We start from the raw sequence: 25,147 nt of genomic DNA, 5'->3' as shown, positions 1-25,147 counted from the left end.
TGAAATGGGGCGAAAGTCTGTGGACTCTGTGTAAGACAGTACATGGTTTTTTAACTGTGGTATGCGACGGTGGTGGAAGCAGAAACTTAAATCGTGAGGTTTAGGAATCGCCGCACTTTTAGGGCGGCGAGGATGTCAAAAACAATACGCTCATCTGTTCGTCCTTGGCTTTGCGATCGCTCCTAGCGCTCGTCAGTTTGTGGAACACTGTCAGGATACGGTGGGGATTGCCGCGACTTACATCCAAGCAACTCCAGACCTGCTGATGGGGGATTTACTCAAAAACCTGAGGAGTTCCCAGATATTCAGCGTCTGTGGACTGCCAGAGATTAGGATTAATCCCATCCCTGATGGTAAATATCAAGTGGAGTTATTGGGGTTGGATGTGTTTGACCCGGTTACAATGAAAGTGGACTCGGAACCGGGTAAGAATGTCCCCGCTTGGTTTCTCGATACTGACTACAATGGCTTATGTTTCCACGTCAATCAGGCATTTTTTCCCCGTACCGGCGCTTGGGATTCGATTAAGAAAGCTTTAAAGGGAACCTATGAGGAATCAGTCTGGGAACATCTAGCAGGGACAACCAGCGCACCTTTTGCCGTGGGAGAACATCGGCAAATTGCCGTTAAGGTGATTGATGATAGGGGGAATGAGTTGTTAGTGGTTAAGAGTTTAAATTAGCTGAGTTAAAGAAAGGAAAACTAATATGAATGCTTACAAAAAATATGTGACAATTGAGCGATCGCATCAGTTAATTTTATCCGATTTACCCTTTCGAGCCGGTCAAAGAGTAGAAATTATTATTTTAGGCGAAGATAGTCAGGAAACTAACCCTCAATTAGAGGAGTTACGGCAAAAAATTGATAGTGCAACCGAGCAAATTTTAGCGGGTAATGTAACCGATGGGGAATTAGTTTTTGAGCAGTTAAAAACAAGATTAAGAGAAGAATATGGCTTAGAATAATGGCAATTTATCAATTCTCCCAAGAGGCAATTAATGATCTTAATGAAATTTGTAATTATCTGGCTCAAAATAATCCACGCTCTGCTAGTAATCTGTTTGATGCGATACGCCAAAAATGTAAATTAGTAGCTAATTTTCCTAATATGGGAAAACGCTATGAACAAGTTAGACCTAATTTAAGGGGATTTTTAGTAGGAGATTACATCATTTTTTATAATGTTCATGATGATGGTATTTTTGTTCTGAGAATTGTTAGCGGCTATCGCAATTTAGATAGATTATTTTGTGAGTAGGGTGCGATAAACACAAAGAAACAACTTATTATACCTATTATTTTTAAAGGAGACAAAATGAAAATTAGCTACGATGCAGAAATTGATGCCCTTTATATTAGACTTGTAGAGGGAAAGCATGAATGTCGAAATCTTCAGTTAAACGATGAAATTACCTTAAATATTGGCGATAATGCTCTTTTAGTTGCAATTGAAATTCTCGATGCTAAAGATGTTTTAGGAACAGGAAATGTCCCCCAAGTTATCCTTGACAATATTCCCTTTCAAGTCGCTTAAAAAGGAGTTAATATGAGGAAAAATTAGTTAATACATAAGAAAAAAATCCTAAATAAGTGTATGTCCTACGAAGTTAACGAACCCATCCTCAACTCACCTTTTGATGAACCCTTGATGAAGTTAAATCAGCCGTTTATCGAGCTTGCTTATACTTTAGAAAATTCTATGTCAGCCAAAGATATTTTTCATCAATCCGTGTGTATTGCTATCGAAAAAGATGGCTGGAATATCACCCATGACCCCCTTTATCTTAAAGTCAATGACGTAGAATTTTACATCGACTTAGGTGCGGAAAGATTAATTGCCGCCGAAAAATCAGGTCAAAAGATTGCCCTAGAGATTAAATCTTTTTTAGGCGCATCAGAAGTTACCGAATTTCATCTTGCATTAGGACAAATCCTCAATTATCGGTTAGCATTAAAACAGGAACAACCCGAAAGGATTCTTTATCTAGCTATTCCTCAAGATACCTATGAGGACTTTTTCTCTCGTCAATTTATTCAAAACGCTGTAGCCGAATATAAAATTAAACTCTTAATCTTTAATTCTCTCAAACAAGAGGTGGTATTATGGAAAGAATAAACTACTCTCAACTGATTCAAGACATTCTCACACAACATTCAGTTAATAACGGCAAAAATGACACAGAAACTCAACTTCTTTTTGACACAAAAAGCCATCATTACCAAGTCTTAAATATTGGGTGGAAAGAGCAAAAGCGAATCTATGGTGTGATTATTCATCTTGACATAAAAGATGACAAAATCTGGATTCAAAGAGATGGAACAGAAATCGGCATTGCCAATCAATTAATCGCTGCTGGTGTTCCTAAACAAGATATAGTCTTAGGTTTTCAGGCTCCCTATAAACGCAGTTTAACCGAATTTGCCTTGAGTTAATACTTAAGAAAAAAATCCTAAATAAGTGTATGTCCTACGAAGTCAACGAACCTATCCTTAATTCCCCCTTTGATGAACCCTCACAATACTGGTTCATCCGAGAAGGTTATGAACCGGAATTAAAAGAAGGGAGAAGACCAGCTATCGTTTACCCACCCCGGGAAGGTAATACCGAATGGGAATTAGGACAAGTTCTCAAACTTTCATCCCCCGATGAATTTTTCCCAGGTTATGAAATGACCCTAGTTAACCGCATCAGGAAAGAAGTTAAAGAATGGAGAAGACAACAGTATCCCGGGGTCAGCCGTACCACCTTAGAACTATTAGAATACTGGAACCGAGAAGGAAGAGAACATCGCCTATTTTTTGCTCAAAAAGAAGCAGTAGAAACCATAATTTTCCTGATTGAATCTCGCACCGACTTTCGCCAAGGGATTCATATTCCCCAAGATACCCCCATTGACAGCACTCTGAAAGCTTTCATCCGCTACGCCTGCAAGATGGCAACCGGAAGCGGTAAAACAACAGTGATGGGGATGTTAGCAGCATGGTCTATCCTCAACAAAGTAGCAGATCCCAGTAAGGCTAAATTCTCCGATATTGTCCTGATTATCTGTCCCAATATCACCATTAAAAGTAGATTACAGGAACTCAACCCCGACAACGGCGAAGCTTCCTTCTAAATTTTCGATAACTTTTCTGGAAGCTTATCACCTTTTCTGGAAGGCAATCGCCGGTACAGAGTACCCTTGATCTTAATCAGAGAAAAAGTGTATGAGTGATTTTGGCGGCATTCCGCTCCCAATCAACACCCTAGGTCGGGGTTGGGGAAGTGGGGAGAAAAAAGCTGGTAAAATAACTCTAGGCAACCTTAAAAAGAATTCATGAAAGCGCAAACAACAAGTAAAGATAGCCTGATCCTAAGGCAAGAAGTAGTGGGAGCGCGTCGCCCTAGTAACTATTTTTGGGCTGTAATCGTCTCTATTGGCGGTCTAGGGTTTCTCCTCGCCGGTCTTTCCAGTTATTTGAAGGTCAATCTACTTCTCGTTAGCGATACCAGTGCCTTGCAATTTATTCCCCAAGGAGTCGCCCTCCTCTTTTATGGCACTGCGGGGACTCTTTTAGCCATCTATCTCTGGTTATCTCTCCTCTGGAATGTCGGAGGTGGTTACAACGAGTTTAATAAGGAAACTGGCAAAGTTAAAATCTTTCGTTGGGGCTACCCCGGCAAAAATCGTCGCGTTGATCTCGATTGGCCCCTCGAAGATGTGCAAGCTGTGCGGGCCGAAGTGCGAGAAGGACTCAACCCGAAACGGGAACTATTCCTGCGGATTAAACAGCGTCGCGATATCCCTTTAACTCGCGTCGGCGATCCTATGTCCCTCTCGGAATTGGAAAATCAAGGAGCGGAACTCGCTCGTTTTCTGGAAATTCCTCTAGAGGGATTGTAGGCCTTTTTTCGCTCTTTTTGGCTATAAAATGATGAAGATAAGAAAATCTGGCTGGCTGTCTGTGGTTTGTGTTTTTTTAATCGCAACCGCGACACTTTTTGGCTGTTCTTCCCCGGAAGCTAACTCCACCCCCGATAATTCTAGTATCACCCAAACCTCTCAACCTGCCAGTTCGGGCAGTGTCAACATGGATAATTACAAACCCCGCTTAGATGGAACTGCCGTCGTCGAGATGATCATCAAAGGTAAACCGGTAACGATCGAAATTGATGGCAATGCAGCCCCAGTTACTGCCGGTAATTTTGTGGATCTGGTGGAGAGAGGTTTTTATAATGGTTTAACTTTCCATCGCGTGGTTACAGAACCACAGCCTTTTGTCGCCCAAGGTGGTGATCCCCAAGGTCGCGGAACCGGTGGTTTTGTTGATCCAGAAACCAAGCAGCCCCGTTATGTTCCCCTAGAAATTCTCCTCAAAGACGAAAAAGAGCCGATTTATGGGAAATCAATCGGTCAACAGGCCACGTCGCGCACTCCCATCGTCGCTTTACCCCATAAACGCGGTGCGATCGCGATGGCCCGTTCTCAACAACCTAATTCCGCTTCTTCTCAGTTTTATTTTGCCCTGTCGGATATCAATTTCCTCGATGGTGATTATGCCGTTTTTGGTTATGTCACTAAGGGAATGGAAGTGATCGATACGATTAAACAAGGGGATAAAATTGACTCGGCCAAGGTTGTTTCCGGTGCAGAAAACCTGAAAAAATAGCGATCGGTTAGGGTGAGTCCGCGCGACAATAATTTAATGTTCGCCGTCACCCACCCAATCATTTAATAAATCTGCTGCAAAAATCAAAAATCTTCCGTCAGGTGAGGAGTCTCCGAGCCAGTAGTCAGTAGTCAGGAGAATTAAGAATGAATAATAATCAATTAAATGCTCTAAGTAGGAAGGCACAATTATTTGTAGGATGGGTTAGCGGTAGCGTAACATAATCGGGCGTTGGGTTTCATGCTTTAACCCAACCTACGTTCATCTGATAACTGATAACTGATAACTGATAACTGATAAATGAATGTTGTGGTGACGGGAATTGGGTTGATCAGTTCTCTGGGAAATTTAAGTCAGAGTTGGCAAAGATTACTAGAGGGCAAAACTGGTATAACTAGACAACAACCCTTTTCTGATTTATCCGCTTTACCCTTGGGTTTAATCGGTCACAAACCGGCATTTTTAGAGGATTTAACCAAAATTGCCCTGATTGCTGCCCTCAAAGATGCGAAGTTAACCCCTCCCTTAAAGGATTGTGCTGTCACTATCGGTTCTAGTCGCGGTTGTCAGGGTTTATGGGAACAGATGGCAGCGACGGGAATAGTAGAAAACTGGTTAGATAGTTTACCCGATCGCGCCTCGGTATTGACCGCTAGAATTATAGAAACCGGCGCCCCAGTCTTAGCACCCATGGCGGCCTGTGCCACGGCTATCTGGTCGATCGCCCAAGGTGTAGAATTAATCAAAATGGGAGAATGCGATCGAGTTTTAGCCGGGGCGCTCGAAACCCCGATCACTCCCTTAACTTTGGTGGGATTTGAACAGATGGGAGCTTTGGCGAAAACGGGCTGTTATCCTTTTGATAGAGCTAGGGAGGGCTTGGTTTTGGGGGAAGGTGGCGCGATTTTAGTCCTTGAATCGGAAGAATTGGCTTTAAGCAGAAATGCCCCCATCTACGGGCAAATTTTGGGCTATGGTTTTAGCTGTGATGCCGATCATGTCAGCGCCCCAGCGGTGAATAATCGTAGTGCTACCAAAGCCATAGAACTATGTTTGCACAGAAGTCAATTAAGAAAAGATGAAATTAATTACATTCACGCCCACGGCACTAGCACGCGTTTAAACGATGAACGGGAGGCAAACCTGATCGCCAGCATTTTTGGCTCGCAAGTGGCTGTAAGCTCGACAAAAGGGGCAACAGGACACACTTTAGGGGCTTCGGGGGCATTAGGCGTGGCTTTTTGTTTAATGACCCTGAAAAATCAGCTAATTCCCCCCTGTGTCGGTGTGCGCGAGTCTCCTTTTCAGTTAAATTTAACTAGATCGGCTGTTAATTTTTCCCTGCACAATTGTCTCTGTCTTAGTTTCGGTTTCGGAGGACAAAATGCAGCTATCGCATTGGGAAAGTTTTTCAGTGATCAGTGATCGGTAATCAGTTCTTTCCCTGCCGGTCTCTGCATTTTTAACAAAACTTAACAATTATGGGCGAAATTTTGCTGGCTTTTGTCGGGAGATTTTGAGATAATATTTTTAAAAGATTTTATTCATAATGGGAATATTTGAACTTATAAAAATTTGCACGGATTCCCATTATGAGAAAAGCATAGCACAAGCCGCCGCCAAAGTCAAGTCCTTTCTTATTACTTATGGGTGCGAATTTCCAGGAGTCAAAAAGGGCCTTAGTGGGGGTGGTAGGTGTTGGGGAGATTTTTCAGTGATCAGCTTTAATACTGCTCACTTAATATATACTGCTCACTTAAAACTCACATCTGACTCCTGACTGCTGATAACTGATTATGGATACACCGCGACTACATCCGGACACGATCGAAGAAGTTAAACAAAGAATTGATATTGTGGATTTAATTTCCGAGAGAGTCGTCCTCAAAAAAAGGGGACGGGAATACGTCGGTTTATGTCCTTTTCACGAGGAAAAATCCCCCAGTTTTACGGTTAGTCCTGCCAAACAAATGTATTACTGTTTTGGCTGTGGTGCGGGGGGAAACGGGATTAAATTTTTCATGGAAGTGGGGAAACAATCTTTTAGTGAAGTGGTTTTCGAGCTTGCTAGAAGGTATCAAATCCCGATTAAAACTCTAGCAGTAGAACAGCGTCAGGAATTAGAACAGCAATTATCCCTCAAGGAACAATTATACGAGATAATGGCCGTGGCGGTGAGTTTTTATCAACACGCCCTTAGTCAACCCCAAGGGGAAAAAGCGTTAGATTATCTCAAGGTACAACGACAACTAACCCCAGAAACTATCGCAACTTTTCAACTGGGATATTCTCCGGAAGGTTGGGAAACGCTCTATCGTTATTTAGTGGAACAAAAGCGCTATCCTGTGGCTTTAGTGGCACAAGCAGGATTAATTAAAGCACGTCAAAATGGTAGCGGTTATTACGATCAATTTCGAGATCGTTTAATGATTCCTATTTTTGATAGTCAAGGACGAGCGATCGCTTTTGGTAGTCGCACTTTAGGTAATGAGCAGCCAAAGTATCTAAATTCTCCCGATACTCCTCTATTTGAAAAGGGAAAAACTCTCTTTGCTCTCGATCGAGCTAAACAGGCAATTATTCAGCAAGATTTAGCGATAGTTGTCGAGGGTTATTTTGACGCAATCGCTCTCCATGCTGCTGGTATCACTAATGTGGTTGCCTGTTTAGGAACAGCTTTAAGTCAAGAGCAAATTAAATTACTTTTGCGCTACAGTGAAAATAAACAAATAATCTTTAATTTTGATGCTGATCAAGCCGGAATTAAAGCGACACAAAGGGCGATCGAGGAAATTAACTCCCTAGTTTATTCAGGACAAGTTAACCTAAAAATCCTTAATCTTCCCGATGGTAAAGATGCCGATGAATTTCTTAAATCTCGTGCTGACGGGGTGAATAGTTATCGAGAATTAATCGAAAAATCTCCTTTTTGGATTGATTGGCAAATCTCGCAAATGTTGGTTAATAAAGATTTAAAACAGGGACTACATTTTCAACAAGTAGCCAATAGTATGGTGAGGTTACTGCAAAAGTTAATCGATAGCAATCAACGCACTTTTTATCTAGATTATTGTGCTGAAATTTTGGCTCAAAAAGATGCCACTCGTTTGCCTTATATTTTAAAAAATCTCTCAAAGCAGGTTAATAAACCTCAGGGAAAATCTCTGGCAATCAAGAGGAAAAATATTTTAGATAAATCCGAAAAAAATAGCTCGGAAAAAGCCGAATGGTTATTATTATTAATCTATCTCCATTATCCTGAATATCGGGAAATAATTTTAGAATCTTTGGATGAAAAAGATTTAATTTTTAATCTCCCTGATTATCGTTGGTTATGGCAAGTAATTCTAGAGTTAGAAACCCAAATTACTAAACCAAGAGATTTGATGTCAGCTTTACAGAATCATTTATTGATGATCACCACAGACAAAAACCGTGATTTTAATTCTTTATTTCACTTAAATGAACATACCAGTCAGGAAATTTTGCAGCCAGAAGAACAAATTAAAGATGCTATTATAGCTATGGAAAAAATTAGTTTAATGGAATATCGTCGCTACTGTCAAGAACAATTAATTAATTCTGGCGACAGCAATCAAAGGGAATTTTATCAGCAGGAATTTTATCAAACTGTTAATAAATTAATCGAAATTGATCCTCTCTACCAACAAGCTTAATTCTCTAATTGATTAGAAACTAGACAGTTGTTCGGCAATAATAGATACTAACTTATCCACTGCTCCTGCTTGTCCGCGCACTGCCCGCAATTTTTGCCGGATAGCCTCTAATTGTTGGGGATTTTCTAACCAAGATATAGCCATATTTGCCACTTCTTCTGGTTGTAATTCCCCCAATAATTCTGGAACAATTTCTGCACCAGCCCAAATATTTGGCCAAGCATATAAACGCTTTTTCCGCAACATATAGAGATTAATTATCTTAGCAAATAAAGAACCCACCCCCGGCAGTTGGGCTAATAAACCGGGTAAACCGTCCCAAGTTCTCATCGCGTCTAGTTGCTGAGTCGGTAGTAAAATAATCATCGGGATTGCCAGCGCCCCTAATTCGGCAGTATTAGCTCCCACCGTCGTTAAAGCTAAATGACAGCGAGAAAGCTGGTTATGGGCGGGAAAATCGGTAATTAGGTCAACTTTTACCCCCTTAGCTGTTTCTAGATAGGGTTTTTCTCCGTTTTTTAATTGGGCAGCACTCCAACCGGTTTTAGTAATCATCGGATTATAGCTAGGATCGGCAAATTTCGCCAAATAAGCTAAATTTAGGGTAGGAGCGACGGGAATTAAGAATTTAGTCTGGGGAGCCTGCGCGTGTATCTTTTCAGCAATGGCTAGGGTTAGGGGTACACCCTGGGCTAATTTCGAGGGTTTGGAACCGGGGAGGAGTGCAATTAAGGTAGTATCATCAGGGGTGATAGCAGTGGGCAAATCTACCATTAAATCGCCGATAACAGTAAATTTATGCTGATATTGTTGGGGAATATTATTTAATACACTTGTATTCATTACGGCAAAGCGATCGATCCCCCGATACCAACGCGCTTCCCATTCCGCATAGATAACGGTGCGATAACCCAAACGTTTACCGATGGTGAGGGCAAAAAATTGATCGCCCCCTAAAAATAAAACGATGCCCTTGGGGTGCCAATCCCAATTATCGGCGGTTTTTCCCCAGAAAAGAAAATTAAAGAAGTTTTCTGGCGACTGGACTCGATCGACCTCTGGATATTTCCTAACTACTTCCGTTTCCGCCCCCATAGAATGAGTACAAGGGGAAAGAATCACCGAAATCCGCAACCGCGATCGATCTTCTGTTAAGTTTTGTCGCAATCTCTTGACAACTGGACGCACCCATGTGGATATTTCTCCGGGACCATTGGAGAGAATGAGAAGATCAACAGGGCAATCAAACATGGTGTTAAGTAAAAAGTAAAAAGTAAAAAAGGGGTTGGGGGTTGGGGTGTTAGGGTGTTAGGGTATTAATTCAAATTTCCCCACCTCCCCATTTCCCTATCTCCCCATTTCCCCATCTCCCTATTTTCCTTGATTAAATAAAGAACGAATTGCCTGATGTTTAGGGTGATCAAATTCTGGGGGAACCTTGCGGGTATCGGTAATCAACCAATCCAAGGCTGCCGCTTCCACATCGATCGTCGCGCCGGTTTTATCAACACAATAGCGCCCAAAGACCAACTTATCCACCAAACGGGCCCCTGAACCGAGGCGAGAATATTCAAAAATAACGCTATTATCCACCGTCGCGCCGCCACAAATCCAACAATTTGGGCCAATCATACTCGGACCGACAATTTTCGCCCCGTCTTCAATGCGCGTCATTGCCCCGATATACACAGGTCCGGTGATATCGACTCGATCCCAGTTTACCCCCACATTTAAGCCCGTGTAGATGCCCGGTTTAACTTCGATGCCGGGGATAGCAACATTTTTAATTGTCCGGGATAACACCCCGCGAATTGCCTGCCAGTAGTCGGGGACTTTACCGATATCCACCCATTCAAAATCCATGTTTAAAGCGTAGAAAGGCGCACCTTTAGCGACTAATTGGGGGAATAACTCGCCCCCGATGTCGTATTTACTATTAGGGGGAATAAAATCAATGATTTCTGGTTCAAAAATATAGATACCCGTGTTAATGCAGGTACTTAAAGCTTCATCGATGGCGGGTTTTTCTTGGAAACTGAGAATCCTTCCCTCCTCGTCGCTAACCACCACCCCATAGCTGGATACTTCCTCTCTGGGGACGGTTTTGGTGACAATAGTGGCGATCGCTCCCTTGTCTCGATGCCATTTAACCGCTGCGGTTAGATCGAGATCAATCAGTGCATCACCACAGAGAACCACAAAAGTATCGTCAAAAAAGGGATTAAAATCTTGAATTCGTCGTAAACCGCCCGCCGATCCTAGGGCATCACCGATTAACTCGCCCTCTTCGATTCTACCTTCAAAAGAATAACCGATATGCACCCCAAAACGCTGACCATCGCGGAAATAACTCTCAATTTCTTCGGCTAAATGACTGACATTCACCATGATCTGATCAAAGCCATGCTGTCGCAACAGTTCCAACAAAAACTCCATCACCGGCTTTTGTAAAATCGGGATCAGGGGTTTGGGAATCGTATGGGTAATCGGACGGACACGAGTTCCTTTGCCAGCTGCCAAAATCATGGCTTTCATCGATGTTTATTTCCTTTTGCGATCGAGGTTTGTAGTTAAATCATGCCTAGTGTATCATTACCGGCTCGGAATCAGTGGTTATCTCTTGGGGGTACCTCGAAAAATAGATTTACTTTAGCATTGCACCGCCTGAAACCCTGATGAAAGCTTGGTTTATTCTCAATTACTGCGAAGATTTTCTCAATAAGTCCAATCGATCGAGCTACCCCTTGAGTAATCGATAACGGAAAAAGTGAGAGATTTAACCCAGATTACACTGATGGACAAAATTAACCAATCAACTTTGCCGTAACTTATACTACCCAGCCCTCTAGGCTAAAATGATCCAAAAAACGCAAGTTTTTAAATTGATGGGCAAAAAAAAGTTTAATTTTAGGCAATAACCAAGACGTTATGTCTAGGCTACCTCGAAAAATCGGATTTTGAGGGACGGAGCGCCTTGTTAATTATTTAAAATTATTCCCTCTCCATCAATGTATATCAAGGAGATTTCCTCGACCAACACTTTGTTAACAAAATCTTTTATTCGAGGTGTCCTTGAGCATTAGATCAACCTAGACTCCCTGCCTAATTTTTCCAACAATCCAGTTAACCGCAAGCAGTCTAGGCGAAAAATGGCGAGCAAAAATTTGACTACTTGAGATGATAGTAGAAAGCGATTTCTTTGTCCTTGAGAGGAGCAAAATCGGCGGCTAACAACAGCTGATTTAATTCCTCTTGGGGGATATGTTTGGCCCCGATGCGGACAATTCGCGATCTCATCGTGTTAGAAACCCCGCTTCTTTGTCGTCCTGCTTCCAAACCCATTACCCGGTGATAAAGTTCCAATTTTGCCTGGGGAATTGGGGAACCATCAAAATCAATGCCATTAGCGATCGCCACATCGATGGCATCAGCGCCCGTAGTTGTGGTTAAATTAGTTTCGGTGGACATAAAGACAATATAAAGGATCGTTGCTATTTTATCAGGCGATCGATATCCGCCGCTATGATCAGGAAAGTAATCTTCATTTCTGTGTAACTATGGCTCAATTGCCGACCTATCAACCAAAACAGTTATCCCTAGGCCCCCTAGAAGCGGAAATTCTCAATATTGTCTGGGAATTGGAAACCGTCAGCGTTAAGGATGTCCACGATCGCATTTTAGCGGATCCAGAACGGGATCTAGCCTATACTTCTGTGACTACGGTACTGCGTCGTTTAACTAATAAAGGCTGGTTAAGTTGTTATAAACAGGGTCGGATTTTCTACTGGAAACCGATGGTTTCTAAGGAACAAGCACAGGCAATTAAAGCCTACGAACAATTACATCGTTTTTTGGCCATTGGTAATGCGGATGTGGTGGCTTCTTTTGCCGATAGTCTCGATACTGCTAGTGTCGAACAATTAAAAGCGATCGCATCTCGTTTAGATACCCTGCGTCAACAACGGAGAGAAAGCTAATGCACGGTTCAATGTTATTACTAGCATTAACTATCGCTATTGGTTTACGTTGGTTTCTGCCTACCTATCAGCGTCGTTGGCAGACAACGCTATTTTTCTTCCTCTTTCCTCCTTTGCTGCTGTTAATGACAGTTATATCGGTGGTTTGTATGGGCTATCGCGGTCAAATGTTGGGCTATAACTCCAGTTTAATAAGTTACTTTAGTGCCATAATTTGGCTAGTTTTTGCTCTATTTTGTCTAATCAAACTTTCCTATCAAACTTGGCAAACCCATCGGGATTTTAGCAGTTATCCCCTCAAAAAAATCACCACTCAGAAGGCGAGAGTTTTAGCAGTGGATTTTCCCTACAGTGCCAGAGTTGGCTTCTGGAAGTCGGAATTAATTGTAACCCAAGGATTATTAAATCTCTTGGATCAAGAACATTTACAAGCAGTTTTAGCCCATGAACAAGCTCACCAAGAATATCATGACACCTTCTGGTTTTTCTGGTTAGGTTGGCTGCGCTCCATGTCTTCTTGGCTGCCCAATAGCGAGAATTTATGGTCAGAATTGGTCTTCTTGCGGGAATTGCGCGCCGATAAGTACGCTTCTGGACAGGTGGATTATTTACTATTAGCTGAATCCCTGCTTTTAGTGGCAGAAAAAGTTAATCAAGTAGCGGAAATAAACTTCTCCGATAGTTGCTGTGTCGCTCTGAGTGATAATTCTTTAAATAATCGTTTATTAGAGAGAATCGATGCTTTAGTCGAGTCAGAAAAACCCGAACTTCCCAGATTTAACTATCAAGTCTGGCTATTGCTTTCTCTCTCCCTTGCTCCTTTCCTACTCTTGCCTTTACACTCCTAAAAATGACCCTAGAAGTTGGACAAAAAGCCCCCGAATTTGCTACCCCCAACCAAAGAGGCGAAATTAGCAAATTAGCAGATTTTGCCGGTCAGTGGTTGGTATTATATTTTTATCCCAAAGATAACACCCCGGGCTGCACCACAGAAGCGATCGATTTTACCGCTTTGTCACCGCAATTTCAGCAATTAAACGCGGTAATTCTAGGAGTTAGTCCCGATTCAGAGAAGTCCCACTGTCGTTTTATTGAAAAACACAATTTAACTATTCAATTATTGAGCGATACCGAACATCAACTGGCGGAAATTTATCAAGTCTGGGGATTAAAAAAATTTATGGGTAAGGAATATATGGGGATTAAACGCTCCACTTTCCTGATCGACCCCCAGGGAAATATTGCCTATATTTGGTCAAATGTCAAGGTAAAAGCCCATGCAGAAGCGGTTTTGAAAAAACTTGAGGAATTACAGTAGCAAGCCCTCAGTACCCAATATTTACGGGTATGCAATCGCGCCCTTTCGTGTTAGACTAGAAAAGTTGTCAAAAATCGCACATCTAGGCGATCGGGTGTTTCTAGGAATCTAGAAATCCAGCCCTAGATGGAGGATAAACCCGAAAAGGAGAAAAATATGCCCGTTGTCTCTCTCGCAGAATTGCTAGAGTCTGGGGTTCACTTTGGCCATCAAACGCGCCGTTGGAACCCGAAAATGTCTCAGTACATCTACACTGCCCGAAATGGGGTTCATATCATTGATTTGGTGCAAACTGCCCAATTAATCGAAGAAGCTTACGAATTTGTCCGAGGAGAAGCCGATCGCGGTAAACGCTTTTTATTCATCGGTACGAAACGGCAAGCAGCAGGAATCATTAAACAGGAAGCTTTACGCAGCGGTAGCCACTTCGTTAACCAACGCTGGTTGGGGGGAATGTTAACCAACTGGGAAACCATTCGCGGCAGGGTAGAAAGACTCAAAGAATTAGAAGAATTAGAAAATAGCGGCGCCCTCGATAAACGACCGAAAAAAGAAGCATCGGTACTGCGTCGGGAATTAGGCAAACTAGAAAAATACCTCGGTGGCATTAAAACCATGCGCCGGCTGCCGGATTTAGTCATCGTAGTGGATCAGCGTCGGGAATACAACGCTATCCAAGAATGTCAAAAATTGGGCATTCCCATCATCTCCCTCTTGGATACTAACTGCGATCCTGACTTAGTAGATGTGCCGATTCCCGCCAACGATGACGCAATTCGCTCAGTTAAACTGATTTTAGGCAAAATTAGCGATGCGATCATCGAAGGTCGTCGCGGTGGTCAAGCAGCGGTGGAAGAATACGAGGAAGACTACGAGGATGAAACCGAGTACGAGGAAGAAGGTGATTATTCCCAATACGCCGCCGAATTTGCCAGTGGAGACGACGATAACTAGGGAAAATTAGCTATTGATCGCCAATAGGTTCGGGGGGAAACTTTCCGGACCTATCGATTCTGTAAAACCTGCCCCTCTCGTGGCATGATCAACTATAAGCAGTAGGTTAGGAATTTTATGGCAGAAATTACAGCACAACAGGTTAAAGAACTTAGGGAAAAGACCGGCGCCGGCATGATGGATTGCAAGAGGGCGCTGACGGAAAACGCGGGAGATATAACTAAAGCGATCGAATGGTTGCGTCAAAAAGGGATTACTTCCGCCGAGAAAAAAGCCAGTCGGGTAGCGGCAGAAGGGATGATCGGCAGTTACATCCACACCGGCAGTCGCATCGGTGTTTTAGTGGAAGTGAACTGCGAAACCGATTTTGTTGCCCGTCGCGAGGAGTTCAAAAAATTGGTTAATGACGTGGCGATGCAGATTGCCGCTTGTCCTAACGTCGAATATGTGAAAGTAGCCGATATTCCCACCGAAATCTCCGCCAAAGAAAAAGAAATTGAGATGGGACGGGACGATTTAGCCAATAAACCCGATAATATCAAAGAAAAAATCGTGGCTGGTCGCATTGAAAAACGTTTGAAAGAACTTTCTCTGCTCGATCAACCCTTTATCCGCGATCAGAACATCAGTGTGGAGGAGTTGATCAAACAAGCGATCGCCGCTTTAGGAGAAAATATTCAGGTGCGTCGTTTCCAACGCTTTGTACTAGGTGAAGGGATCGAGAAAGAAGAAACGGATTTCGCCGCCGAAGTAGCCGCCCAAATGGGACAAAAACCCCCAGAACCCGTGGCAGCAGCCCCGCAAGTGGAGGAAAAAGCCCCGGAACCGGCAGCGAAGGATAATCCGCCCGCTAAAGGCAAAAAGAAAAAGTAAGTTAAATTAAGATCAATCTGGTAGGGTGCGAGTTTCGTACCCTTTTTGTCTTCAGGGGAGTGGGGGGACTTGATCAGTTATCAGTAATCAGTCAAAAGAAAAAAGAAATTGGCAACCAAAGCAGATTCCTTTATTGGATTGTTTGGGAACAAAAGCCCATCCTTTACCTACTTATTAAAAACTTTGTAAATAAGATTATCTTATTTGTACTCGTGGTCTCTAGAGGTTGTCGAACGGAAAAAAATGCAGATTCAGGACAAAATCACCGAAATAGCCGCTAAAACAGCGAAAGCGATCGAACTTTCTCAAAATTATTTACTTTCTACCCAATACTCTGAGGGTTACTGGTGGGCAGAATTAGAATCTAATGTCACCATCACCTCAGAAGCAATTTTACTGCACAAAATCTGGAAAACTGACAAAAATCGCCCCCTAGACAAAGCAGCCACCTATCTGCGTCAGCAACAGTGTCCTAACGGCGCTTGGGAGTTATTTTATGGGGATGGTGGCGATCTTAGCACCACTGTGGAAGCCTACATGGGGCTGCGACTATTGGGAATTCCCGTTAATGATCCTGCTTTAGAAAAAGCCAGAGAATTTATCTTAGCTCAAGGTGGCATCAGCAAAACCCGCATTTTCACCAAAATGCACCTCGCTTTGATTGGTTGTTATGATTGGCTAGGGGTTCCCTCTATCCCCGCTTGGATCATGCTATTGCCGGAAAATTTCCCTTTTACTATCTATGAAATGTCCAGTTGGGCGCGGGGAAGTACGGTTCCTTTATTAATTGTTTTCGACAAAAAACCTGTGTATAAAATGGGTTTTAATCTCGATGAACTCTATACAGAAGGGTTGAATAATGTCAAGTATGAGTTACCAAAAAGTAACAATTGGTCAGATGTTTTTCTCTGGTTAGATGGACTGTTTAAATGGGCAGAAAAAACTAATTTAGTTCCCTTCCGTCAAGCAAGTCTGAAAGCGGCGGAAAAATGGGTAATTGAACGACAGGAAGACACAGGGGATTGGGGGGGAATTATCCCGGCGATGTTAAATTCCCTGTTAGCTTTAAAAGCCCTAGATTATGATGTTGATGATCCGATTGTTGCCCGCGGTTTAAAAGCGGTGGATAATTTTGCCATTCAGACAGATAATACCTATTGTGTACAGCCCTGTGTGTCGCCGGTTTGGGATACGGCTTGGGTAATTCGATCGCTAATTGAATCTGGGCTAAATCCTGCTCATCCAGCTATGATTAAAGCGGGACAATGGTTAATCGATCAACAAATTCTTGATTATGGCGATTGGGCGATTAAAAATAAAATCGGAACCCCCGGCGGTTGGGCTTTTGAATTTGACAATCGCTGGTATCCCGATTTAGACGATTCGGCAGTGGTGGTGATGGCTTTAGAGTTAATTAAAATGCCCGATGAAAATATTAAAAAAGGTGTGATGAAACGGGCAGTTAATTGGATGGCGACTATGCAGTGTAAAGCTGGTGGTTGGGGAGCTTTTGACATCGATAACGATCAAAACTGGCTTAATTCTTTGCCCTATGCCGATCTAAAAGCAATGATCGATCCTAATACGGCTGATGTTACTGCCAGAGTTCTAGAAATGTTAGGTACTTGTGATGTTAACATGGAAGAAAATCGAGTTAAAAAAGCTTTGGATTATCTGGAAAAAGAACAGGAAGCTGATGGTAGTTGGTTTGGTCGTTGGGGTGTAAATTATATTTATGGAACCAGTGGGGCGTTATCTGCTTTGGCTTTTCTGGAACCGAATAAATATCGCCAGCAATTGCAAAAAGGAGCCAATTGGTTAAGCGGTTGTCAAAATGTTGATGGTGGTTGGGGTGAAACCTGTTTTAGTTACAATAACCCTAAATTTAAAGGACAGGGAAATAGTACCGCTTCCCAAACTGCTTGGGCATTAATCGGTTTATTAGCCGTCGGGAAAGTCACCGGCAATTATCAGCGAGAAGTGATTGAAAAGGGCGTTAACTATCTTCTTGTTACCCAAAAAGAAAATGGTACATGGGATGAAGATTACTTCACTGGTACAGGTTTTCCCTGTCATTTTTACCTGAAATATCACTTCTATCAGCAGTATTTTCCTCTACTGGCTTTGGGGCGTTATCGGGCTTTAATTTAGTCCGTTAACCTATGCGTTAAGACAGGAAATCAGCCTAACTGTCTAACGCATTTTTTGTAACTAACTAGGAAAAAATAAATCAGGAGATATATTTAAAAAATTGGCTAATTTTTGAATGTAGATAGGAGTTAACTCTTGTAGGCCATCAAAAATATCATCCAGGGTTGACTTACTTTCAAAGATAGATAGCAAATCTTGCTTTTGTAGGTTTCTTTCCTCTAATATGAATTTCAACAATTCAAGTCCATAAATATCAGGTATTGGCTCTTGATTTTCCTCATACTCATAAATTAAAGACCCTAAAACATTTAGATATTCCCTTTCTTCTACCGTTAATTGGGGTTTGTCTAAAAGGCGATTAATAACCTCCTGCATCATTTCTAAGTCTTCCTCATTGTGAATAGGACGAGGAGGGTATTGCTTTAATAATTCTAAGTATTTATCAGTGGCAAACATAATTTAATAATATCTATGCTCGATCGACTATTGCTTTTAGATACCTCACACCTTAATAATTAAGTATAGAATAGCCAAGTCTCCAAACTACCGCTTAACCAAAACTTCTAAGTAGGGAGGCACAATTATTTGTAGGATGGGTTAGCGGTAGCGTCAACTATGCGGGCGTTGGGTTTCATGCTTCAACCCAACCTACGTTCATCTTATATTTAATTCCACCCACCCACTTATTATCCTGATGAGAAACCTCTATTTTCTCTTGCCCGGTACTACTTCTCCTTTTGGTGGGGGTGGACTGTGGGCAGAAATGAAAACCGTCAATTTGGCTAGTCAAATTTGTAGCGCCCAGATTGTGACTTATCGTCAAAAAGAGTTAAATTACCCTTTTTTAGAGGATATACTTGCAAAAATAAGCTCCGATGACAGTATTTTTGTGGTTAGCTGGGGTTTTGATGTTCCTAAATTGGTGACAAGATTGCGATCGCATAATATCATTTATCATGCCCATAGTACAGGTTACGGCTTTCGTTTACCCTCCCAAATACCAATTATCACCGTTAGCCGCCATACTATGGGTTATTGGGGAGAAAAAGCTCCTAATGCTTTGATTTACTATCTTCCTAATCAAATTGGCTCAGAATTTCTCAATTTAGGCTTAGAAAGGGATATCGATGTCCTAGTACAGGGGCGCAAATCCTCAAAGTATCTTCTCAATCGTCTAGTTCCCGCCCTCCGTCCCCACTGTCGCGTTAAGGTTTTAGATAGCTATGTGGAGGATTTATTGGGATTATTCAATCGCAGTCGGGTTTATCTCTACGATTCGGCTGAATATTGGGCTGTAAACGGTTTAACGGAGGGTTTTGGCTTACCGCCCCTGGAAGCTTTAGCCTGTGGCTGTACGGTATTTTCTAGCGTTAATAGCGCCTTAGCCGATTATCTCGATCCCGGTTTCAATTGTCAAAAAATCGGGGCTTATTCCACTCAATACGATCTGGAACGTATTCTTAATTATGCCCGTAATTTTCCCGTCAATTCTTTACCGGCTAATTTTCTTGATGATTATCATCCCGAAAAATTACTACCACGTTTTGAAACAATTTTAAGAGAAATTAATGATTTCTTTGATATTAAAAAACGCTATCCGGCTGATATAGAAGGTTTAGAACCCCTGCGACTTAAAAAATTATGGATGCAGAGTTCTCTGGCTAAACTTAAGAAAAAACTGTTTAAGTAGCAGTGAGCTTTCCTTAATTAAGTGGGTGGGTGGAATTAAATATAAGATGAACGTAGGTTGGGTTGAAGCATGAAACCCAACGCTTGATCATGTTACGCTACCGCTAACCCATCCTACAAATAATTGTGCCTCCCTACTTATTCGCCAATTCAAAAATCAAACGCACCACTCCTTAAGAGTTGACAGAGAAAGGCTGATCAGCTATTCAGTTATCAGTGATCAGTTATCAGTGAACAGGGATATCGGGAGAAAAAAGCTGATGGCTGACTCCCCAAAAGGAAAACTTTCTACTTCACCATTAAGATAACTGCTATATAATTATTTCTAACTCTTACCCCTAGGATATTTATGAAGCGAGGAATTTACATTACCGCTAACGATCGAGTTATTGATCAAGCGATCGCATTAATGAATAGTATTCGTTTGTACGATCCTGATTCTCCCGTCATCTTGATTCCCTACGACAATAATTATCAAAAAATTGCCGATTTATTAGCAGAAAAATATGGCGTTATTCTCTATCCCGATCTGCAATTAGTGGAAGAATTGGCACAAAAAATCTATGATATTTTTGGAGAAAAATTCTTTGCTCGTCCCAATCAATTTCGCAAGCAGGTGTGTTGGTTTGGAGAACTAGATCAATTTCTTTATATCGATACCGATATCGTAGTTTTTGAAAAAATAATAGATAATCTAAATTTCCTCGATACCTACGATTTTCTCTGCTGTGATTACCAACACAAAAAAGGGATTACTAACGTCTTTAATCCGATTGTTTTAGAACAGGGAATCTTCACAGAAAATGATCTAACTGGGATGTTTAACGGTGGTTTTTGGGCTAGTAAAAAGAATCTATTCTCAGAACAGGAATTATATAGTGCTTTTCAAGAATGTGCTGCTCATCCAGAATATTTTGATTTTTCTCAAAAAACCTCCGATCAACCGATTATTAATTATACCATTCTCAAACGAGTTCCCAATCGATTTAATATTGTCCGCGCTCCGGGTTTTCAAGCGGGAAATTGGGGGGGAAGTTCTCATTTTCAACGTCAGGGGAATATCTTAATCGATCCGAGATTAAATCAGCCCTTAAAATATTTACATTGGGCAGGAATTCGCATCGAACCGGGATGTCCCTACTGGGATATATGGAAATATTATCGTTATCTAGATGATCCTAATCCCCCCGCAGATCCACCAGCAAGTAAACCGAAAAATCCGTTTCAGAGATTATTAGATAAAATCAAATTATAGGTTTGATTTTTCCTCTCGCACCATTAAGATAACTGCTGCAATTTAACTCCAATCCTGTTGCTCCTCGCTTTGGCGAATTTGATACACTTGTCCGTGACTGTGCAGTTGTCGAGTTTTTGCCCATAAACTAGCTTCATCTAACTGCCATTTTTCTAGGATTAAATCTAAATCTCTTTGGATTTCTCTTGCTCCCGGAAAGTTTTGATAACGTATGCGTAAACGAGCGCATTCAGCTAAGTTTAAATCATTGGGTTCTGATTGCAGCAGCTGATCAACAATCGGGCGATCTAGTCTTTCCTGTGGATGTTGTTGTTCTTGATTTTTACTAGCCATAATTAATCGAACCAACCGATTTCGGAATCCGTTAACTCTGTGGGGGTAGGATTGGGGGCAATATAACGGGCTAAAGTTGCCATTTCAAAGTTATAAAGACTGGGTTTCTTCGGCGCAGGTTTGGTAATTGGTGAGGGTTCAGGGGTGGGGGGGGGACTATTTTCTAGGGTTTTAATTTGATTATATAATTTTTCAATTAACTGTTTTTTCTCGGTTAATTCCGTCTGGGATTGACTTAATTGACTCGATAATTTTTCAATTAACTGTTTTTTCTCGGTTAATTCCGTCTGGGATTGACTTAATTGACTCGATAATTTTTCAATTAACTGTTTTTTCTCGGTTAATTCCGTCTGGGATTGACTTAATTGACTCGATAATTGTGCCACCAAAGTAGTTTTTTCCGAGAGGACAGATTCTAGCTGCTCAGTCTGTTGTTGTAACTGCTGTAAACTGACAGAGAGTTCCAGATGTTCTTGAAGTTCTTTTTCCAGAGAAATAACTTTTTCTTGGAGAGTTTGCTGATTTTTCTCAGTTTTTTCTAATTCTGTTGTCAAGTCGTTAATTTTTGCCTGTAGGGTGGCGTTTGTTTCCTTAGAACGTTTGGGAGAAGGAGAGGTTTGGGATTCTACCTCTTTATTAGCTTCTGTACGGATGAGATCGTTTAAATTACCTTTGGTCATAAGCTCTGCAAATAGGATATTACGATAGAATCGGATACTGTCAAGAAATCTCTTGGTTTAGGCAATCGATAATTAAGTGGGTGGGTGGAATTAAATATAAGATGAACGTAGGTTGGGTTGAAGCATGAAACCCAACGCCCGCATGGGTTACGCTACCGCTAACCCATCCTACAAATAATTGTGCCTCCCTACTTATTACCCCGATATACGGGCTTGATTAAGCTGGGGAATTGTTCCATGGGTTTTATTGTATAGCTTGAGGTCGATCGATCCCTGTCTATTTAAGGAATGAGAACAAATACCTAAATCTCGGTTTCGCTGGTAAGATTCTAAATTTTTCTGTAGTTAATGATACAGAATAGTAAATTTGTGTCAGACTGAAGGTAGAAGTCGATCGCACCTGTGGCAAGGATAAATTTATGAATATTCAAGAAAAAGCACGTCTCAATCTAACCCAAGAACGACAAGCAGAAGGAATGCTCGAAGAGAATGTCTTAACTCGTACAGAGGAGCTTTTAGGGGAAGGAGAGGCAGAAACTGCGAAAGCGCGGGTTTTATTAACCGAAAATCGTCAAGAAGACGAAAAACTCCAAGATAAAATTTTAGAACGTTCGATCGAAGCTATGCAATAGCCTTTCGGTGAAGATTGGGAATATCCACACAAGTATAGATAAATGTCTGTAGAGACGTGGTTAACTGCGTCTCTATTTCAATTACCGATAACTAATCACTGTTAAACTAATCACTGTTCACACTCTGGACAGTGAAAAAATGCAGATCCGAAGAAAACACCCCAATCCTGCCGTTAAAGTTGAGAGTTTGAGTTATGTGGTGAAAGTGCCAGAGGCACAACCACAAAATATTTTAGAAGAAATCGTTTGGCATAAAGAGATAGAAGTCGATAAATTGCGTGAAAGGTTGCCTTTATTGGAATTACGCAAAAAAATAGCTAATACTGATCCACCTTGCGACTTTTTAGCCGCCTTAAAACAGGGTAAAACCCAACCCGCTTTGATTGCCGAAGTCAAAAAGGCTTCCCCGAGCAAGGGAGTTATCCGCGAAGATTTTGATCCTGTAGCGATCGCGCGTACCTATGAACAGGGAGGAGCCACTTGTTTATCGGTTTTAACCGATAGTAAGTTTTTTCAAGGTAGTTACGAAAATCTTAGCCTCGTCCGGCAAGCGGTATCTTTACCCCTATTATGCAAAGAATTTATCCTTTATCCCTATCAAATCTACTACGCTCGCTCTAAAGGAGCCGATGCTGTCCTTTTAATTGCCGCTATTTTAAGCGATCAAGACCTAGCATATTTTGTCAAAATTGTCAAGGGTTTAGGGATGACAGCTTTGGTAGAGGTGCATAGTCTGGCCGAATTCGATCGAGTGTTAGCCATTGAGGGAATCGAACTAATCGGCATCAATAACCGCAATTTAGAGACATTTACAGTCGATTTAGACAATACTCGCCAATTACTAGAAGCCAGGGGCGAAAAGGTGCGAGAAAAAGGTATTCTGATCGTCAGCGAATCGGGATTACACACAGCAACAGATCTGGCGAAAGTGAAGCAAGCGGGAGCAAATGCGGTTCTAATCGGCGAATCTTTGGTAAAACTGCCCGATCCTGCCGCAGGTATCCAGAAACTCTTTGAAAATCGGGAATAGGAGTTAGGAAGTGGGGAAGTGGGAATTATGAATTATAGATTATGAATTATGAAGTGGGGAATTGGGGAAGTGGGGAAGTGGGGAAGCTGTCTCATCACCCTATCACCCCAAAACCCTATCACCCTATCTCCTGAAGACTGACTCCCGGGATATAATCAGAGTTTGCCAAATCTTAAATCATCCCCTCAGAATTGATGCGATCGAGATTTGGTTTTTTATCTTGTTAAATATAGCCCAACGAGAGAGGACGAACCATGGAAAATAAAAATATGTTGATGATTCCCGGCCCCACACCAGTGCCGGAAGCGGTATTATTGGCTATGGCTAAAGCGCCTATAGGTCATCGGACCGGTGCTTTTAGCAAGGTAATCGCCGAATTAACCGAAAATCTTAAATGGTTGCATCAAACCAGTGGCGATGTCTTAATGTTAACCGCTTCGGGAACCGGTGCCATGGAAGCGGGAATTATTAATTTTCTCAGCCCCGGCGATCGAGTTTTGGTGGGGGATAATGGTAAATTTGGGGAACGTTGGGGGAAATTAGCGAAAGCCTACGGCTTAAATGTGGATTTAGTTAAGGCAGAATGGGGTAAACCCCTAGATCCAGAAGCATTCACCGCTAAACTGACCGAAGATAAGGAAAAAGCCATCAAAGCGGTAATTATTACCCATTCGGAAACTTCCACCGGGGTTCTCAATGACTTGGAAAGCATTAACAAAGCGGTAAAAGACCACGGGGAAGCTTTAATTATCGTCGATGCTGTCACCAGTTTAGGAGCTTATCATATTCCCATCGATGAATGGGGTTTAGATGTGGTCGGTTCTGGTTCCCAGAAAGGTTATATGATTCCTCCCGGTTTAGGTTTTGTTTCCGTGAGTAAAAAAGCTTGGAAAGCCTACGAAACCGCCAAACTGCCCCGTTTTTATCTGGATTTGGGCAAATACAAAAAAGCCACCGATGAGGATAGTTCCCCCTTTACCCCTCCAGTTAACCTGATGTACGGTTTACAAGCTTCTCTGCAAATGATGAGAAGGGAGGGATTAGCGGCAATTTTCGCCCGTCACCAACGCTTAACGAAGATGACTCGGGCCGGTATGCGCGCCCTGGATTTGCCCCTCTATGCGGCGGATTCCTGGGCTTCCACGGCCATTACTGCCGTGGCCCCCACTCTGGTGGATGCGGAACAAATTCGCTCGACTCTCAATAAAAAGTTCGACATCGCTGTGGCTGGTGGTCAGGATCACCTCAAGGGTAAAATCTTCCGTATCGGTCATTTAGGTTTTGCTAGTGAGAGGGATATCCTCACGGTTATCGCTGCCATTGAAGCGACTTTAATCGAGTTAGGTGTCGAAGGTGTCACCCCCGGCGCCGGTGTGGCTGCGGCTGCCTCGGTGATGGTGCAGGGTTAATCTTAGGTTTGTTTTTCCCCTTCTCCCCCTATCCATTAGTCACATCTTTCTTAACATAAAATTTGACAAAGAGAGAAAAGTGTGCAAAATGGCTCAAGGGGGTTCTATGGGGGAACTAATTTGATCAGATAGCTTCCAAGTCTCGCTGATATCCTGTCACCTTCCCAGTCCCAACCAAATAGTTTTAACACCAAGTTCACCTACAGAAGCGATCGCCACCATTCCTCTAAATCTTCGGGTTTGGTAAAATCTAACAAGGCTTCTCCTAAAGCTTCCAGTTGATTAATTGAGAGAGATTGAATTTGCGATCGCTGTTCAGGAGTCACTTCACCAAGGCGACGGGAAAGTTGTCGCAGGACGAGCGCAGATTCCCCTTCCTGACGACCTTCCTGGAGAAATTCTTCTCGCCACTCCTGATAAATCACAGACTGTTGCATAATGTCTCTCCGTAGAACCTGATTGATCAATTCTTTGTTTAATAATAACCCCGCCAGAATCCCGGTGGATGCCGCTACATTG

Annotated in this window: 29 protein-coding genes; 22 read left to right on the top strand and 7 right to left on the bottom strand. The window is 42.2% G+C overall.

Features of this window, described 5'->3' with window-relative positions; all coding sequences use genetic code 11:
• The first annotated feature begins 199 nt into the window (after positions 1–199).
• The 11 genes from IM515_RS13210 (at position 200) to dnaG (ending at position 8,327) form a co-directional block, all read left to right on the top strand.
• Positions 200–682, top strand: coding sequence for a hypothetical protein (locus IM515_RS13210; protein WP_002767825.1), 483 nt, complete (start codon positions 200–202; stop codon positions 680–682).
• A 25-nt stretch (positions 683–707) separates the two neighbouring features.
• Positions 708–965 carry a hypothetical protein gene (locus IM515_RS13205; RefSeq protein WP_002767827.1) on the top strand — a complete coding sequence of 86 codons (258 nt, stop codon included), beginning with the start codon at positions 708–710 and terminating at the stop codon, positions 963–965.
• Positions 965–1,258, top strand: a complete 294-nt coding sequence (locus IM515_RS13200; RefSeq protein ID WP_002767832.1) for a type II toxin-antitoxin system RelE/ParE family toxin — start codon at positions 965–967, stop codon at positions 1,256–1,258. Before IM515_RS13205 ends, IM515_RS13200 begins: the two co-directional genes overlap by 1 nt.
• 57 nt (positions 1,259–1,315) lie before the next feature.
• Positions 1,316–1,534, top strand: a complete 219-nt coding sequence (locus tag IM515_RS13195) for a DUF2283 domain-containing protein (RefSeq protein WP_287630169.1) — start codon at positions 1,316–1,318, stop codon at positions 1,532–1,534.
• 165 nt (positions 1,535–1,699) lie between these two features.
• The gene (locus IM515_RS13190) at positions 1,700–2,116 is read left to right on the top strand and encodes a XisH family protein (protein ID WP_043996640.1); all 417 of its coding nucleotides are present in this window, start codon (positions 1,700–1,702) and stop codon (positions 2,114–2,116) included.
• Positions 2,104–2,433, top strand: coding sequence for a XisI protein (locus IM515_RS13185; protein ID WP_002767836.1), 330 nt, complete (start codon positions 2,104–2,106; stop codon positions 2,431–2,433). The genes IM515_RS13190 and IM515_RS13185 overlap by 13 nt, the downstream gene beginning before the upstream one ends.
• A gap of 29 nt (positions 2,434–2,462) precedes the next feature.
• On the top strand, positions 2,463–3,116 hold the full coding sequence (locus IM515_RS13180) for a DEAD/DEAH box helicase family protein (protein ID WP_287630168.1): 654 nt from the start codon (positions 2,463–2,465) through the stop codon (positions 3,114–3,116).
• Positions 3,117–3,317: 201 nt separating this feature from the next.
• Positions 3,318–3,884 (top strand): photosystem I assembly protein Ycf4, encoded by a 567-nt coding sequence (locus IM515_RS13175; protein ID WP_002767839.1) that lies wholly within the window; start codon positions 3,318–3,320, stop codon positions 3,882–3,884.
• Positions 3,885–3,912: 28 nt separating this feature from the next.
• A complete protein-coding gene (locus IM515_RS13170; RefSeq protein ID WP_287630167.1) occupies positions 3,913–4,650 on the top strand; it encodes a peptidylprolyl isomerase in 738 nt (245 codons plus the stop codon).
• 300 nt (positions 4,651–4,950) lie between these two features.
• Complete coding sequence (locus IM515_RS13165) at positions 4,951–6,075, top strand: beta-ketoacyl-ACP synthase (protein ID WP_287630166.1); 1,125 nt, start codon at positions 4,951–4,953, stop codon at positions 6,073–6,075.
• 371 nt (positions 6,076–6,446) lie between these two features.
• Positions 6,447–8,327, top strand: a complete 1,881-nt coding sequence (dnaG, locus tag IM515_RS13160; protein ID WP_287630165.1) for a DNA primase — start codon at positions 6,447–6,449, stop codon at positions 8,325–8,327.
• A 12-nt stretch (positions 8,328–8,339) separates the two neighbouring features.
• Here the strand turns inward: dnaG and IM515_RS13155 are convergent, their stop codons facing one another.
• From IM515_RS13155 to IM515_RS13145, 3 genes are all read right to left on the bottom strand, one after another.
• Complete coding sequence (locus IM515_RS13155; protein WP_287630164.1) at positions 8,340–9,578, bottom strand: glycosyltransferase family protein; 1,239 nt, start codon at positions 9,576–9,578, stop codon at positions 8,340–8,342.
• Between the two features lie 120 nt (positions 9,579–9,698).
• The gene (locus tag IM515_RS13150; RefSeq protein WP_002767844.1) at positions 9,699–10,862 is read right to left on the bottom strand and encodes a nucleotidyltransferase family protein; all 1,164 of its coding nucleotides are present in this window, start codon (positions 10,860–10,862) and stop codon (positions 9,699–9,701) included.
• A 633-nt stretch (positions 10,863–11,495) separates the two neighbouring features.
• The gene (locus IM515_RS13145) at positions 11,496–11,795 is read right to left on the bottom strand and encodes a small RNA NsiR4-regulated ssr1528 family protein (protein ID WP_287630162.1); all 300 of its coding nucleotides are present in this window, start codon (positions 11,793–11,795) and stop codon (positions 11,496–11,498) included.
• A gap of 20 nt (positions 11,796–11,815) precedes the next feature.
• Between IM515_RS13145 and IM515_RS13140 the strand changes: the two genes are divergently transcribed.
• The 6 genes from IM515_RS13140 (at position 11,816) to shc (ending at position 17,600) form a co-directional block, all read left to right on the top strand.
• Complete coding sequence (locus IM515_RS13140) at positions 11,816–12,304, top strand: BlaI/MecI/CopY family transcriptional regulator (RefSeq protein WP_002767846.1); 489 nt, start codon at positions 11,816–11,818, stop codon at positions 12,302–12,304.
• On the top strand, positions 12,304–13,152 hold the full coding sequence (locus tag IM515_RS13135; RefSeq protein WP_287630161.1) for a M56 family metallopeptidase: 849 nt from the start codon (positions 12,304–12,306) through the stop codon (positions 13,150–13,152). The genes IM515_RS13140 and IM515_RS13135 overlap by 1 nt, the downstream gene beginning before the upstream one ends.
• A 2-nt stretch (positions 13,153–13,154) precedes the next feature.
• The gene (gene bcp / locus IM515_RS13130; protein ID WP_287630160.1) at positions 13,155–13,622 is read left to right on the top strand and encodes a thioredoxin-dependent thiol peroxidase; all 468 of its coding nucleotides are present in this window, start codon (positions 13,155–13,157) and stop codon (positions 13,620–13,622) included.
• 156 nt (positions 13,623–13,778) lie between these two features.
• Entirely contained in the window at positions 13,779–14,576 is a 798-nt protein-coding gene (gene rpsB / locus IM515_RS13125) for a 30S ribosomal protein S2 (RefSeq protein ID WP_287630158.1), read from the top strand.
• Between the two features lie 117 nt (positions 14,577–14,693).
• Positions 14,694–15,449 (top strand): translation elongation factor Ts, encoded by a 756-nt coding sequence (gene tsf, locus IM515_RS13120; protein WP_002767851.1) that lies wholly within the window; start codon positions 14,694–14,696, stop codon positions 15,447–15,449.
• A gap of 243 nt (positions 15,450–15,692) precedes the next feature.
• A complete protein-coding gene (gene shc, locus IM515_RS13115; RefSeq protein WP_287630155.1) occupies positions 15,693–17,600 on the top strand; it encodes a squalene--hopene cyclase in 1,908 nt (635 codons plus the stop codon).
• A gap of 60 nt (positions 17,601–17,660) precedes the next feature.
• Here shc and IM515_RS13110 read toward each other — a convergent pair whose 3' ends face one another.
• A complete protein-coding gene (locus IM515_RS13110; protein ID WP_016515243.1) occupies positions 17,661–18,056 on the bottom strand; it encodes a helix-turn-helix domain-containing protein in 396 nt (131 codons plus the stop codon).
• Positions 18,057–18,294: 238 nt separating this feature from the next.
• On the opposite strand from IM515_RS13110, the gene IM515_RS13105 reads away from it, so the two are divergent.
• Both IM515_RS13105 and IM515_RS13100 read left to right on the top strand, forming a co-directional pair.
• A complete protein-coding gene (locus IM515_RS13105) occupies positions 18,295–19,290 on the top strand; it encodes a glycosyltransferase (RefSeq protein WP_287630154.1) in 996 nt (331 codons plus the stop codon).
• A gap of 348 nt (positions 19,291–19,638) precedes the next feature.
• Positions 19,639–20,544 (top strand): Npun_R2821/Npun_R2822 family protein, encoded by a 906-nt coding sequence (locus IM515_RS13100; protein ID WP_287630152.1) that lies wholly within the window; start codon positions 19,639–19,641, stop codon positions 20,542–20,544.
• A 42-nt stretch (positions 20,545–20,586) separates the two neighbouring features.
• On the opposite strand, the gene IM515_RS13095 is transcribed toward IM515_RS13100, so the two are convergent.
• Both IM515_RS13095 and IM515_RS13090 read right to left on the bottom strand, forming a co-directional pair.
• Positions 20,587–20,877 (bottom strand): DUF3288 family protein, encoded by a 291-nt coding sequence (locus IM515_RS13095; protein ID WP_046662919.1) that lies wholly within the window; start codon positions 20,875–20,877, stop codon positions 20,587–20,589.
• 2 nt (positions 20,878–20,879) lie between these two features.
• Complete coding sequence (locus IM515_RS13090; RefSeq protein WP_287630150.1) at positions 20,880–21,557, bottom strand: hypothetical protein; 678 nt, start codon at positions 21,555–21,557, stop codon at positions 20,880–20,882.
• A 419-nt stretch (positions 21,558–21,976) separates the two neighbouring features.
• On the opposite strand from IM515_RS13090, the gene IM515_RS13085 reads away from it, so the two are divergent.
• From IM515_RS13085 to IM515_RS13075, 3 genes are all read left to right on the top strand, one after another.
• Positions 21,977–22,189 (top strand): hypothetical protein, encoded by a 213-nt coding sequence (locus tag IM515_RS13085; protein WP_002760983.1) that lies wholly within the window; start codon positions 21,977–21,979, stop codon positions 22,187–22,189.
• Positions 22,190–22,328: 139 nt separating this feature from the next.
• Entirely contained in the window at positions 22,329–23,219 is an 891-nt protein-coding gene (trpC, locus tag IM515_RS13080; protein ID WP_193961876.1) for an indole-3-glycerol phosphate synthase TrpC, read from the top strand.
• Between the two features lie 254 nt (positions 23,220–23,473).
• Positions 23,474–24,628 carry a pyridoxal-phosphate-dependent aminotransferase family protein gene (locus IM515_RS13075; protein WP_287630149.1) on the top strand — a complete coding sequence of 385 codons (1,155 nt, stop codon included), beginning with the start codon at positions 23,474–23,476 and terminating at the stop codon, positions 24,626–24,628.
• A gap of 200 nt (positions 24,629–24,828) precedes the next feature.
• Here the strand turns inward: IM515_RS13075 and IM515_RS13070 are convergent.
• A partial coding sequence (locus tag IM515_RS13070) for a DUF4351 domain-containing protein (protein ID WP_287695791.1) occupies positions 24,829–25,147 on the bottom strand: 319 nt, incomplete at its 5' end.

The sequence above is a fragment of the Microcystis sp. M44BS1 genome, from assembly GCF_020244875.1.
GTDB classification, from domain to species: Bacteria; Cyanobacteriota; Cyanobacteriia; order Cyanobacteriales; family Microcystaceae; genus Microcystis; species Microcystis panniformis.
Note: the sequence above shows the minus strand (reverse complement) of the source record. Positions and strands in the feature narration are given on the sequence as shown.

Coding starts and splice junctions, on each gene's coding strand:
- IM515_RS13205 (WP_002767827.1), top strand. CDS start 708: ATGAATGCTTACAAAAAATATGTGACAATTGAGCGATCGCATCAGTTA.
- IM515_RS13200 (WP_002767832.1), top strand. CDS start 965: ATGGCAATTTATCAATTCTCCCAAGAGGCAATTAATGATCTTAATGAA.
- IM515_RS13195 (WP_287630169.1), top strand. CDS start 1,316: ATGAAAATTAGCTACGATGCAGAAATTGATGCCCTTTATATTAGACTT.
- IM515_RS13190 (WP_043996640.1), top strand. CDS start 1,700: ATGTCAGCCAAAGATATTTTTCATCAATCCGTGTGTATTGCTATCGAA.
- IM515_RS13185 (WP_002767836.1), top strand. CDS start 2,104: ATGGAAAGAATAAACTACTCTCAACTGATTCAAGACATTCTCACACAA.
- IM515_RS13180 (WP_287630168.1), top strand. CDS start 2,463: ATGTCCTACGAAGTCAACGAACCTATCCTTAATTCCCCCTTTGATGAA.
- IM515_RS13175 (WP_002767839.1), top strand. CDS start 3,318: ATGAAAGCGCAAACAACAAGTAAAGATAGCCTGATCCTAAGGCAAGAA.
- IM515_RS13170 (WP_287630167.1), top strand. CDS start 3,913: ATGATGAAGATAAGAAAATCTGGCTGGCTGTCTGTGGTTTGTGTTTTT.
- IM515_RS13165 (WP_287630166.1), top strand. CDS start 4,951: ATGAATGTTGTGGTGACGGGAATTGGGTTGATCAGTTCTCTGGGAAAT.
- dnaG (WP_287630165.1), top strand. CDS start 6,447: ATGGATACACCGCGACTACATCCGGACACGATCGAAGAAGTTAAACAA.
- IM515_RS13155 (WP_287630164.1), bottom strand. CDS start 9,578: ATGTTTGATTGCCCTGTTGATCTTCTCATTCTCTCCAATGGTCCCGGA.
- IM515_RS13150 (WP_002767844.1), bottom strand. CDS start 10,862: ATGAAAGCCATGATTTTGGCAGCTGGCAAAGGAACTCGTGTCCGTCCG.
- IM515_RS13145 (WP_287630162.1), bottom strand. CDS start 11,795: ATGTCCACCGAAACTAATTTAACCACAACTACGGGCGCTGATGCCATC.
- IM515_RS13135 (WP_287630161.1), top strand. CDS start 12,304: ATGCACGGTTCAATGTTATTACTAGCATTAACTATCGCTATTGGTTTA.
- bcp (WP_287630160.1), top strand. CDS start 13,155: ATGACCCTAGAAGTTGGACAAAAAGCCCCCGAATTTGCTACCCCCAAC.
- rpsB (WP_287630158.1), top strand. CDS start 13,779: ATGCCCGTTGTCTCTCTCGCAGAATTGCTAGAGTCTGGGGTTCACTTT.
- tsf (WP_002767851.1), top strand. CDS start 14,694: ATGGCAGAAATTACAGCACAACAGGTTAAAGAACTTAGGGAAAAGACC.
- shc (WP_287630155.1), top strand. CDS start 15,693: ATGCAGATTCAGGACAAAATCACCGAAATAGCCGCTAAAACAGCGAAA.
- IM515_RS13110 (WP_016515243.1), bottom strand. CDS start 18,056: ATGTTTGCCACTGATAAATACTTAGAATTATTAAAGCAATACCCTCCT.
- IM515_RS13105 (WP_287630154.1), top strand. CDS start 18,295: ATGAGAAACCTCTATTTTCTCTTGCCCGGTACTACTTCTCCTTTTGGT.
- IM515_RS13100 (WP_287630152.1), top strand. CDS start 19,639: ATGAAGCGAGGAATTTACATTACCGCTAACGATCGAGTTATTGATCAA.
- IM515_RS13095 (WP_046662919.1), bottom strand. CDS start 20,877: ATGGCTAGTAAAAATCAAGAACAACAACATCCACAGGAAAGACTAGAT.
- IM515_RS13090 (WP_287630150.1), bottom strand. CDS start 21,557: ATGACCAAAGGTAATTTAAACGATCTCATCCGTACAGAAGCTAATAAA.
- IM515_RS13085 (WP_002760983.1), top strand. CDS start 21,977: ATGAATATTCAAGAAAAAGCACGTCTCAATCTAACCCAAGAACGACAA.
- trpC (WP_193961876.1), top strand. CDS start 22,329: ATGCAGATCCGAAGAAAACACCCCAATCCTGCCGTTAAAGTTGAGAGT.
- IM515_RS13075 (WP_287630149.1), top strand. CDS start 23,474: ATGGAAAATAAAAATATGTTGATGATTCCCGGCCCCACACCAGTGCCG.